Annotated in this window: 11 protein-coding genes; all 11 read left to right on the forward strand. The window is 43.2% G+C overall.

The annotated features are described in order from the left end of the window. Window positions 1-454, forward strand: a 454-nt coding sequence (locus CCC17_RS00255) for a DUF4368 domain-containing protein (RefSeq protein ID WP_287082286.1), incomplete at its 5' end; no start/stop codon positions are given. After that, window positions 451-2043: a recombinase family protein gene (locus CCC17_RS00260; RefSeq protein ID WP_005428244.1), complete on the forward strand. Its 1593-nt coding sequence runs from the start codon at window positions 451-453 to the stop codon at window positions 2041-2043. The genes CCC17_RS00255 and CCC17_RS00260, both read left to right, overlap by 4 nt. 107 nt (window positions 2044-2150) lie before the next feature. Further along, window positions 2151-3008 (forward strand): S8 family serine peptidase, encoded by an 858-nt coding sequence (locus tag CCC17_RS00265; protein WP_265190862.1) that lies wholly within the window; start codon window positions 2151-2153, stop codon window positions 3006-3008. 162 nt (window positions 3009-3170) lie between these two features. Next, window positions 3171-4124 carry a DUF4428 domain-containing protein gene (locus tag CCC17_RS00270; RefSeq protein WP_287082287.1) on the forward strand — a complete coding sequence of 318 codons (954 nt, stop codon included), beginning with the start codon at window positions 3171-3173 and terminating at the stop codon, window positions 4122-4124. Window positions 4125-4270: 146 nt separating this feature from the next. Next, on the forward strand, window positions 4271-5938 hold the full coding sequence (locus CCC17_RS00275; RefSeq protein WP_287082289.1) for a histidine kinase N-terminal 7TM domain-containing protein: 1668 nt from the start codon (window positions 4271-4273) through the stop codon (window positions 5936-5938). Then, window positions 5935-7278: an ATP-binding protein gene (locus CCC17_RS00280; protein WP_242872554.1), complete on the forward strand. Its 1344-nt coding sequence runs from the start codon at window positions 5935-5937 to the stop codon at window positions 7276-7278. The genes CCC17_RS00275 and CCC17_RS00280 overlap by 4 nt, the downstream gene beginning before the upstream one ends. Further along, window positions 7226-7852 (forward strand): response regulator transcription factor, encoded by a 627-nt coding sequence (locus CCC17_RS00285; protein ID WP_022426201.1) that lies wholly within the window; start codon window positions 7226-7228, stop codon window positions 7850-7852. The genes CCC17_RS00280 and CCC17_RS00285 overlap by 53 nt, the downstream gene beginning before the upstream one ends. Before the next feature lie 111 nt (window positions 7853-7963). Further along, entirely contained in the window at window positions 7964-8488 is a 525-nt protein-coding gene (locus CCC17_RS00290) for a hypothetical protein (protein ID WP_022426202.1), read from the forward strand. Window positions 8489-8907: 419 nt separating this feature from the next. Further along, a complete protein-coding gene (gene rsxC / locus CCC17_RS00295) occupies window positions 8908-10872 on the forward strand; it encodes an electron transport complex subunit RsxC (RefSeq protein ID WP_173740535.1) in 1965 nt (654 codons plus the stop codon). Between the two features lies 1 nt (window position 10873). Continuing rightward, window positions 10874-11494 (forward strand): methylenetetrahydrofolate reductase C-terminal domain-containing protein, encoded by a 621-nt coding sequence (locus CCC17_RS00300; RefSeq protein ID WP_021976351.1) that lies wholly within the window; start codon window positions 10874-10876, stop codon window positions 11492-11494. Between the two features lie 124 nt (window positions 11495-11618). Next, window positions 11619-12497, forward strand: coding sequence for a methylenetetrahydrofolate reductase (locus CCC17_RS00305; protein ID WP_015526188.1), 879 nt, complete (start codon window positions 11619-11621; stop codon window positions 12495-12497). The last annotated feature ends 113 nt before the right edge of the window (window positions 12498-12610 follow it).

Consider the following 12610-nt stretch of genomic DNA (forward strand, 5'->3'; position numbering starts at 1 on the left):
ACAGATGAAGATGGATATGAAGAATCTGGAAACTCAGATCAGACAGAAACAGCCGGAACTGGATGGTAAAATTGCAAAATTGCAGGCAAAAATAGAAAGAAATCTGGAATACCGGAAACGAGCATATGAACAGTTTATGGATGAAGTACTTTCCAAAGAGGAATATCTGGAATTAAAACAGATGTATGAAACAGAGAATCAGAAATATCAAAAAGAATTATCAGAACTGAACCATGAAGAGCAAAGGCAGCGGGCGGCGGTCAATGAAACAAAGATATGGTTGGAGCACTTTAATCGCAGAAGAATAACGGTAAAGCAGCTTACCAGAGAAGCGCTTGTGGAGTTAGTTGATAAAATTTATGTATATCCAGAGCAGAAAATAGATATATATTTTAAGTTTGCTTCAGTAGAGAGTTCACCAGATAGAATACTTGAGAAAGATGGGGTGATATGATGTATCAGATGGGTGTATATTGTCGTCTGTCGAAGGATGATGGAGAGAATAAAGTTAGTGAGAGTATTGAAAATCAGATGAAACTGATTCGTGAGTATGTGACTAAATCAGAGGATCTGGAAATCGCAGATATTTATATTGATGACGGTTATTCGGGGCTTTATTTTGCGAATAGACCGGAATTTCAGCGGATGATGGAGGATATCTACAAAGGGAAAATTCAAGGCGTTATTACGAAAGATATTTCCCGGCTTGGGCGTGAACATATTGAAACCAGTAACTATATTGAGCGTGTTTTTCCATCTTTGGGTGTGCGTTATATTGCAATTTTGGATGGCGTGGATTCTGTTCATCACAGTAATGAAGAATTGGCACAGTTTAAGACGTTGTTTAATGATATGTATAGTCGTGATATATCTAAGAAAATCAGAGGTGCATTGACCGCCCAGAAGAAACGGGGACAGTTTATGTCTGGGTTTGCCCCATATGGATATGTAAAAGATCCGGCAGATAAGCATCATTTTCTTGTAGATGAAGAAGCAGCTAAAGTGGTACGGAGAATCTTTTATATGAGTTTGGAAGGATATTCCAGGGATGGTATTGCAAAGAAACTGAATCAGGAAGGAATTCTGACACCGTCAGAGTATAAGAGAAAGGTGCAGGGATTGAAATATGCCAATGCATTAGAAAAAGCGGGTGCAAAGGGCTGGGCATATCCTACGATCAATGTAATTTTGCGAAACAGAGTTTATACAGGGGCTATGGTACAGCATAAATCAGAAAAGATATCCTATAAAGTGGAAAAGTATCAATATATTCCAGAGGAACAGCAGTATATTGTGGAAGGAATGCACGAAGCAATTATTAGCAAAGATACTTTTGAGCAGGTACAGGAACTTATGAAGAAAAGAACACGGACACCGGGATTTAATAGCGAAGTGAGAAAGGTAAATCCATACGCAGGAATTATTGTTTGTGGAGATTGCGGATATAATTTCCAGAGGGTTACTTGTCGGGACGGTTATGAGTGCGGTACCTATCACAAAAAAGGAAACACAGTTTGTTATTCTCATTTCATTAAAAAAGAAGTATTGGATTCTATTGTAAAAAATGAAATCCAAAGACAAGCGGAACTGGCACTGAAAGAAAGTGATAAGGATGAAATATTAAAAGTAGCAGATAGGAAGAAGGAGGTGCAGAGACGATGTGCAGAAGCAGACCAGCAGATTGAACGGTTACAAAAAGAACTTGCGGCTGTCCAAAAGTATAAAAAGAAAACTTACGAAAATTATGTAGATGGTGTTCTGGATAAAGAAGAATATCTCTCCTATAAGGCAGAATATGAAAAGCAGGATAAAGATATCAGGGCGAAGATTCAGTTGGCAGAACAAGAGAAAGACAGCTTTGGAGAGGCAGAAGAATCTTATGAAAACTGGATAGAGAAATTTATCAAGTATGGAACATTATCCGAAGTGACAAGAGAAATTGTGACAGAATTGATTGAAAAAATTGTTGTGAATGGAGATAAGAGCATTGATATTGTATTTAAGTATCAGTCGCCTTATCCGGTAGAAAAACAGGCAGTGTAAAGACTGCAAATTTTTTTACAGTAATTTTCCCCTAGTTATAATGAACACACAGAGGGGATTCTCTTCTGGAAAACTATATTGATACAGTTGCGGCCATGGGGCGGACTGTGATCGTTACAGGAACCGGAAATAACGGCAGCCAGCCCTGGCATGCAGGAGGAATCCTGCAGCAGGGGAAAACAGAAGAAATCCAGTTGGCGGTGGGAGCTTTTGAGCCCACATTAAATGTACAGTTATGGAAGGATTATGAAGATGAGATGGAAATTTATCTGGAAAGTCCGTCCGGAGAACGGATCGGTCCATTATATGAAAGGCTGGGTCCACAGCGGCATCTGCTGGAAAATACAGAGCTTTTGATCTATTATGGAAAACCCGGTCCCTATCAGCTGTCCCAGGAAATCTACATAGATTTCATTCCTGAGGGTAATTATGTGGATAGCGGTGTCTGGAAAGTTCTTTTAAGTGGAAAACGTGTGCGCTCCGGACAGTATTTCCTCTGGCTGCCGGGTGGAAATGTACTGAATCGCGGAACCGGGTTTTATTCTCCGCGGGCTGTGGGAACTTTGACGATTCCTTCCACTGCCGGAAAAGTTATTTCTGTTGGAGCTTATGATTCCAGACAGAATGCCTACGCAGATTTTTCCGGAAGGGGAAGTCAGTTCCTGCCGATCCGGAAGCCTGACCTCGCAGCTCCCGGTGTATCCATCTCCGCCCCGGTTCCCGGCGGAGGCTACGCCACTGTCACCGGAACCTCCTTTGCGGCACCCTTTGTCAGCGGAAGCGCAGCTCTGCTTATGGAATGGGGGATCGTGAAAGGAAATGATCCGTTTCTTTATGGGGAAAAGGTGAAGGCGTATCTGAGGAAAGGCGCACAGAGTGTGGGCGGATATGAGGAATATCCGAATGTGGAGGTGGGATGGGGACGGTTGTGTCTGGCAGAGAGTATCCCATACGGTATATCCTGAACATATAGAAACGGACAGGATTTTCAGATACGAGCCTTATGATCCTGACATTGATATGAAGATGAATTCAGTTACTGTCAGAGATGCTAGTGCAAATGGCGAAGCATTCACGCATAATGTAGATAAACAAAAACACAAATATAAAAAGAAGGAGGATTGGGTATGGGATTATTTGATAAGAAGATCTGTGATATCTGCGGAGAGAAAATAGGTTTATTAGGCAACAGAAAACTGGATGACGGAAATCTGTGTAAGGATTGTGCAAAAAAATTGTCACCATGGTTTGAAGACCGGCGGCACAGTACGGTAGAGGATATAAAACGTCAACTGGAATATCGTGAAAAAAACAAAAAAGCCGTAATGGATTTTTGTATAACACGTCAGATCAATACCAGAAATTACAATGTTTTTATTGATGACAATAAGGGGAATTTTACTGTTGCACGGAAGCTGGATGTCAATGAAAATCCGGATATAGTTCCTTTATCCGCTGTTGTGCAGTGCAGAGTTGATGTAGAGCGACAGCAGAACGAGGAAACATATACAACAAAGGATGGAGAAACCGTAAGCTATCAGCCACCGGTATATAAGTATGAATTTGATTATACTATGCGTATTAAAGTAAAAACTCCATGGTTTGATGATATGGATTTTCGTTTGAATACTTTTTCCATAAGCAGCGATAACAGAGGTGAATTGATGGAAGTGGAGCAGACAGGTCATCAGATCATAGCCGCCCTGACACCAAATGCGGCTGGAATGCAGCAGCCCGGAATGAACATGAACAGCGGAATGCAGCAGTCCGGGATGTACATGAACAATGGAATGCAGCAGTCCGGAATGAACATGAACAATGGAATGCAGCAGCCCGGGATGAACATGAACAGCGGAATGCAGCAGTCCGGGATGTACATGAACAATGGAATGCAGCAGTCCGGAATGAACATGAACAGTGGAATGCAGCAGCCTGGGATGAATATGAACAACGGAATGCAGCAATCTGGAATGCAGATGAACAACGGAATGCAGCAGCCCGGCAGTTTATGGAAATGTCAGTGCGGTGCAGAGAATACCGGAAGGTTCTGCGAATACTGTGGCCAGCCAAGACCATTTTGAGTGATGATAGACAGAGTGGACAGAATTGTTCACTCTGTTTGTGATAACAGGGGTTGAGAATGGATGATTTCTCTGAAAACTATATAATAAAATAGAGTTTTATAGTATACTTATCACAGAGGTGTATTAATGAGAGAGGAATTTTCATGACATACAATAAAAAAAGGGCACTGTCGTATGGAGGAATCCTGATAAGTGTATTTCTGGCGTATTTCTGCAGGCTGGGAAGACCGGAAAATGTTTTTATGAGAAATCTCGCAGATCAGTGTCGTAACTGTATTTATCTGGGAATGTATTGTGCCTGGGTGATTTATCTGGAAAAGCATGTAGTGCATAGAAAAACGCGCAGATGTCTGACTGCAATTGGCTGTCTGATGGTCTTCTGGTTTTTTGTACGGACAGTAAAATTTCATATTTTTCATGATCCGCTTGGAGAACATATCTGCTGGTATCTGTATTATATCCCGATGATCCTGATCCCGGTCCTTGGACTGGCAGCAGCGATGTTTCTAGGGGAAAAGGATGGAGAGAAAACAGTCAGAAAAATTATTGCCTTGCTTGCTTTTGCGGTGGTTTTGATTATCAGTGTTTTTACAAATGATCTGCATCAGCTGGTGTTTCGGTTTTCCGGGCGGCCGCCGCTTTCAGATAGAGATTACAGCTATGGTATTCTTTTTATAGTAATCCAGGGATGGATCATATTTTGCCTGATATGGATGGAAATCATGCTGATCAGAAAAAGCAGGATTCCGGGAAGAAAGCAATTTTGGCTGCCGGTTATTCCGGGAATATTGCTTCTGGGATGGAATATCGGGAATTTACTCCGTCTGCCTCTGATCAAAACAATTGCCGGAGATATGACAGCGGTATGCTGCCTTTTGATGGCGGCAATTTACCAGGGATGTATATTATGCGGCCTGATACAGACGAACAATCGATATTTTGAATTATTCCAGACCTCCGGAGGACTGGATGCAGAGATTACGGATGATTCCTTTCAGCGTTATTATCATTCCGGTGATTTTCCTGAGCTGTCACCGGAACTGCGTAAAATTGTAATAAACAGATCAGCTGTACAGGAACAGGGAATCCGGATCAACCATATTCCTATAAGAGGAGGACATTTGTTCTGGTCAGAAGATATTTCGGTGCTTCTGGATCAGTATCAGGATATCCGGGAACAGCAGGAGGAGCTGACTGCCAGAAATCGTCTGCTGCAGAAAACCTATCAGAAAGAAGCTGAGCGGAGAAAAACAGAAGAACAGAACCGACTGCTGAACATGATACAGAATCAGACAGCCGGGCAGCTGGAATTGCTGTCACAGCTGATGGATGAGCTGGAAAGAACGGAGTCAAGGGAACACTATGACCGGATCCTGGGAAAAATCGTGGTTGTTGGTACATATTTAAAAAGAAGAAAAAATCTGGTATTGACACAATATGCATCAGACGGAAATCTGCTTACAATGGAGGATCTCAGACAGAGTCTTGCGGAATCTTGTGACAGCTTAAAATTATGTAAGATCCGGGCAGCTTATTATGTCGAAAATGGTGAAGTGCAGCTGAAGGCAGATGATATACTAAAATGCTATGATACCTTTGAATGGCTTGTGGAACGATTGTTTGATACAATGCAGTCTGTTTTTTACCGTGTGTCGCAGATCGATGATGCTTTGCGGATCTCGGTTCATATTGTAGCAGAAGCAGATCTTCGGGGATTAATGTCAGAAAGACCGGAATTAAATGTGCAGCAGGAAGATGAAAACGAATGGTTTATCGGATGTATCGTATTCAGAAAGAGAGGCGGAAGATGACTGATTTTGCGGAATGCAGTATGGCAATGCAGGATTTTTTGATGATCCTTCTTGAAATCTGCCTGATTCTGGAATTGATCCTTCTGTTGATCAGGATAACCTGTTTTTACGGGAAAAAGAAAATTATAACAGCAGTGACTGTTTTTGCAGTTTCTTTTATGCTTATGGGGTTCCTGATGAATGATCACAGATATTGCCAGGGGGAAAGCGCATATCAGCTAATGCTCCGGATGTGTCCGGTCAGTGTTTTGATGGCAGCGATGGTGGTATTGTTGCTTTATCTTTGCTGGGCAATCTGGAGAGAGAGACGCAGATATCACCATTCTCTGTCTTACTGGTCTGTGAATGAAGCTGTTGATGATGTTCCCTGTGGGGTGTGTTTTTCGGATCCTCTTGGAAGGATCGTTTTATGCAACACCAAGATGCATGAACTGAGCAGGATAATGATAGGCTCCTATCTGCAGGATTATGAGGCATTGCGGAAAGTAATAAATGGAGGATCCGAAGCAGAGGGACTTCGCAGATTAAACAGTGACAGTAATGTATTTTATTTTCCGGATGATTCCGTCTGGATGTTTCAGGAATATCGTCTGCAGGAGCCGGATTGTGCAGGATATCTGCAGACAGTGGCAGTTAATGTATCAGAAATTTATTACAATGGTGAAAAGATCAGAGCAAATAATGAAAAGCTGGAAATCCTGAATCATAAGCTAGAGGAAATGTATGAAAAAATCGGAGATAAAATAAGAGAGCAGGAGACACTTGCCATGAAAATGCAGGTTCATGACAATTTTGGCCGAAGCCTTCTGTCAATACGCAGGATATTGGAAAGAAAAGAAAATCAGGATAAAATGGATGAACAGCTATCTGCATTAAAGCATCTGGTCTATATTCTTACAGATTCTTCTGTTGAGAATATGGAAGAATTATGCGCGGATACGATCAGGCATGCAGAAGAACTTGGAATTTATGTTCAGATCAGCGGGAATTTTCCTCAACATCCCTCCTACAGGCTGCTGACAGACAGAGCGATCCGTGAATGTGTGACAAATTGTGCCAGACATGCCCATGGAAGTACAGTTCTGGTGAAGATAGAAAAAGGTGCAAATGAATACAGCATCCGGATAACGAATGATGGAGATGCACCTGAAAAAAATGCAGAAGAAGGTGGTGGTCTGTCTGCACTGAGAAAAGCTGCGGAGTCAGAGAAATGTATTATGCAGGTTTCTTTTTCGCCGGAGTTTTGTCTGGTGTTGAAAATGCCACTGACAGAAAGGATGGGAGTCTATGGTACGGATACTGATAGTAGAAGATCAGAGGATCATGCAGAAGTATTTTGAAAGTATTATTATGCGGGAACCGGAATTCCGACATGTCCAGACAGTTTCGGATGCCTGTGAAGCTGTAAAGATCTGCTCTTACTCGGCAATTGATCTTGTGCTTATGGATGTGCAGACATTTCATAATCATGATGGGCTGAGTGCCGGAAAGATCATCAGGGAAAAATATCCATATACAAAGGTATTGGTTGTTACTTCGCTGATCGATCCCAAGGTGCTGGAAAGAGCAAAGAGCGGATGTGCAGACAGTCTATGGTATAAGGATCACGGTGAAGAGGAAATACGGAGTGTGATCTACAGAACGTTAAATGGGGAGCATGTATTTCCGGATGTGGCACCGGAGGTGGAACTTAACTGGATCACAAGCGGTGATATCAGTCCCAGACAGCTGGAGATGCTGCGCCTGTATATTCACGGGATGTCATATTCCGAGATCGCAAGGAAAATGGACTGTTCTGCTTCTGGGGTGAGATGGAATTTTCAGGAAATGATCGCCAAGGCGGGATACAGCTGCAAAGAGGATCTGATAGCAGCTGCACTGGAAAGTAAACTGATCGTAACCACACTGAAATAGAAGATCCACAGAATGCAGAAACATATTCGGACAGAGGGAGTTTGGCGTGAGCTGACGGAGCATTCACAAATATAGCATAAGATTTTGAATAATAGGAAAGAGGAAATAGACATGAGCGATTTTTTGACAGAAAAAAATAAAAAAACAGGAATACTTGGGAAACTGAAATGGGTTCTTTGTGGCTTTTTTATACTTTTTTCCCTGGGAGCTATTGGCGCATCGGAGAAGTATATTGGTGAAGGGCGCTGGGGAATGGCAGCAACAGAGATCATACTTGGATTGCTGTTTCTGTATCCAACCTTCCGGGAAATTCAAAAAGCATTAAAGAAGAAAAAAGCTGGAGAAATTGCCTGCTGGTTTGAATCCTATGCCCAGAATACTGTCTCATTTGAAAAGTTTGAGCAGGAACTGGGAAAAGGTGCAGTGAAAAAGCTGGAAAAATTTATTGCGGGGGGATATATCCGGAATATCCAGATAGACAGAGAAGGAAATTATATTATGATCACTGCACCGAACAGACGCGTAAATGAGAAGATCTATATTACAGTTACCTGCCCCAGCTGCGGTGCAAAGAATCAGGTAATAAAAGGTCGTCTGAGCACCTGTGAATATTGCGGACAGCGTCTTACCCCATGACAAAAGACACCTGTCGGATCTGCCCTGTTAAAGATAAAATCCTTGTGCAATATGCTCAATGCATAAAAAGGATATTTTATAAACAAAATTATATAAGTTGCATATAACTAACGCATGCAGCATAACAGAAGTTGTACAAATATCCGTACATCCATAGACGATTGGGATGAAATCATAGAATAAATTTATAAAAATAGCTAATAAAACTGGATAATATGTTCAAATTATGGTACATTTATTGTAGCGGTCAGAGGAAATACTGCGGCCTTTTTTGGGACCGGGATTTTCGAAGGGCTGAACAAATGACAAAGAACTTATTTATTTGGTTTTATTGTTTCTTTCCTGGGAGTGCAGAGAAGGAGGGAACGGATAAGAGCAGATAATCATAAGGATATAATCTTTATAAGGAAGGTGAGCAATTGGAAAACTATACTAAGTACAAGCTGAAAAGCAGTGATGAGCTTGCATCAGTGCTGAACGGCAGGGACAATCTGTTTGTAATCGCCTGTAACAAGTGTTTCAAGGAATTTGAGACCGTTGACGAACCGGATTGCGAGGAATTCCTGAAATTTGCTGCGGAGCAGGGAAAAACCGTCACAGGCAGTGCGAAATTCGATTTTCTGTGCAACAAGATGCACACAGAAAGAAAATTACAGGATCTGCTGCCGGAAGGTACAGAGAATGTAGTTGTGATCTCCTGTGGTCTTGGTATCCAGACTGTTGCAGATCTGACCGGTAAGCCGGTGATCGCAGCAAGTAATACCCTTAACTACAGAGGCCATCACGGCATGGCACTTACCAAAAAGAGCTGTGATGCATGTGCACAGTGCTATCTGAACATTACCGGAGGCGTCTGTCCTATCGTCGACTGTTCCAAGAGTCTTGTGAATGGACAGTGCGGCGGAGCAAAGAACGGGAAATGTGAAGTGGATCCTAACAAGGACTGCGCATGGGAGAAGATCTACCAGAGACTGGCAAAACAGGGTCGTCTGGAAGAGTTCCTGAATCAGCCGGTACAGGTACGTGATTACTCCAAGGTTAACTTTAAGGTGATCAATGATTACGTGAAGTCTATCAGAGAGGATAGACTGAACGGATACTATGGTGGCGTTCATCCGTCAGAGCATAAGGAATTCAGCGAGCATATCGATCTGAAGAAATTCCCGGATCCGAAGACGGTTGTGATCTCCATGTCCCAGCATCTTGGTGCACCTGCCAACCCGATCGTGGAAGTAGGCGACACAGTAAAGGTTGGACAGAAGATCGGAGAAGCTGCCGGATTTATCAGCGCACCGGTACATTCTAGTGTAAGCGGAACCGTAGTTGCTGTTGAGCCACGTATGCATGGTACAAGAGGCAGTGAGGTGATGGCAGTTGTCATCGAATCCGACGGAAAAAATACTCTGCACGAATCCGTACAGCCACATAAAGCCCTGGACGAACTTACACCGGATGAGATCATTGAGATCGTAAAAGAAGCCGGAATCGTTGGTATGGGTGGTGCAGGTTTCCCGACCTGTGTCAAGCTGAAACCTGCAAAACCGGTTGATACCATCCTTCTCAACGGATGTGAGTGTGAGCCATATTTAACAGCAGACCATAAGGTTCTCCTTGAGTTTGCTGATGATATTATTTTCGGTCTGAAAGCGATCCTTAAGACAACAGGTGCTGAGAAGGGCATCATTGTCATCGAGGATAACAAGCAGGATGCGATCGAATTAATGCAGGAAAAAGTTGCCGATATCGGAAATATGGAAGTTTTTGTTGCAAGAACCAAATACCCGCAGGGTGCTGAGAAAACTCTCATCAAGCGTGTCATGGGCAGAAAGGTTCCAAGCGGCGGCCTTCCGGCAGATGTTGGCGTTATCGTAGATAATATCAGTACTGTAAAAGCGATCTCCGATGCGATCCAGAAGGGTATGCCGCTGATCGAGCGTGTTGCAACCGTAACAGGCGAGAAGATCAAGAATCCTGGCAACTTTATCATCAAGATCGGTACCAGCGTAAAAGAGCTGATCGATTACTGCGGTGGATTTACAGATGACGATGTTCTGGTCAAGATGGGCGGACCTATGATGGGATTCCCTCTGAACACTCTGGAGGTACCTATGATGAAGGGCTCCAACGGTATCATCGTCATTGATACAGACGAGACCAAAGAGCAGCCATGTATCAAGTGCGGACGCTGTGTGGACGTATGTCCGATGGAACTTTCTCCTCTGTATTTCGTAAAATATGCGAAAGAAGAGAACTGGCAGGGCATGAAGGACATGAATGTCATGGACTGTGTTGAGTGCAGATGCTGTCAGTATATCTGTTCTTCCAAGATTCCGATCATTAACAGTATCAAAGCCGGAAAAAATGCAGTAAGGGGGATGAAGTGATATGTTGATTACCCAGTTAAAAGCAAAAGAAACTATCGTATCACTGGCAGCCGGAAAGAAAGTTTTTATCATCAACTGCCATGGATGCAAGGAAGTTCGTTTTCCGGAAAAAGAAGCTGTTGAACTTCAGAAGGAGCTTTCCGCTGAAGGAAATGTGACAGGGATCATGACAACGGATTATATCTGTAATCCGGAAAATATGCAGTTACGTCTTCAGAAACACATGGATAAGATCAGAGAAGCGGATCTGGTCCTGGTATTCTCCTGTGGTGTTGGTGTACAGACCATCGCAGAATATCTGGAAGACAAGATGGTATGCGCAGCCTGCGATACATACCCGGTACCTGGTTTCCAGGGTGTAACACCGTTAGAATATAAATGTGACCAGTGTGGTGAGTGTTATCTGAACCTTACCGGCGGGATCTGCCCGATCACAGCATGCTCCAAGAGTCTTGTCAACGGCCAGTGCGGCGGTTCCAAGAATGGTAAATGCGAAGTGGACAGTGATATGGAGTGTGGATGGGAGCGCATCTACAGACGTCTGAAAGAGATCGGACGCCTTGACGCACTGAAATGCCCGACACAGATCCATAATTTCGCTACAGATGATGAAGTGAAATAATAAGCAAAGATTTATTAAGAAGCCAAATTAAATTATGATACGGTTTACCGGAAATATTCCGTAATGTATGCTGCAGAGCAGGTGGACCGTACCCCAAATTTTAAATGATTGGAGCAAATATAATATGAAAATGAAAGAATTATTCGACCGTGGTGAATTTGTAGTTTCTGCAGAAGTAGGACCGCCAAAAGGGATCCATGTAGATGAACTGGTAGAAGAAGCCAAAACTTATCTCAAAGGCGTTCATGCAGTCAATGTAACAGATAACCAGTCTTCTGTAATGCGTCTTGGATCTCTTGCAATGTGTAAAGTCCTCAAAGATGCAGGCATGGACCCGATCTTCCAGCTGGCATGCCGTGACAGAAACCGTATCGCACTGGAGTCTGATCTTTTAAGTGCAGCTATGCTTGGTATCGAGAATATCCTCTGCCTCACAGGTGACCACACAAAGATGGGCGACCATCCGCAGGCAAAACCGGTATTTGACCTTGATTCTGTATCTCTTCTTCATACAGTACAGCTTCTTGAGTCCGGTGTAGACCTTGGTGGAAACCAGCTCGTTGGTGAGCCTCCGAAATTCTCCAAGGGTGCCGTTGTATCTCCATGCAGCGATTCCGTTGACGCTCAGCTTGCAAAGATGGAAAGAAAGGTTGCTGCAGGTGCAGACTACTTCCAGACACAGGCTGTATTTGAGCCGGAGAAATTCATCAAATTTATGGAAAAAGCAAAACAGTTCGGAAAACCGGTACAGGTTGGTATCATCATTCCGAAGTCTGCTGGAATGGCTAAGTTCATGAACAACAACGTTGCCGGCATTCATGTTCCGGATGAGATGATCGAGGAGCTGAAAGCTGACAAAGAGAAGACAAAAGCTGGTATCACAGGTGTTGAGATCGCTGCACGTATCATCAAAGAGTGTAAGCCATACTGCCAGGGTGTACATATCATGGCACTTGGATGGGAATCCAAGATCCCGGCACTTCTTGAGCAGGCTGAGATCTGATCAGAACGATTGCTTTATAAAAAATAACCAGAAAAGCTGTCCGGAACCGGATGCAGGAGATGCACACCGACCGGGCAGCTTTTGTGTAAGAAAAAGCTTCTCTATACGGAAAA

The sequence above is a fragment of the Blautia sp. LMAG:36 genome, assembly GCF_008680535.1.
Taxonomy (GTDB): Bacteria; Bacillota; Clostridia; order Lachnospirales; family Lachnospiraceae; genus Blautia_A; species Blautia_A fusiformis.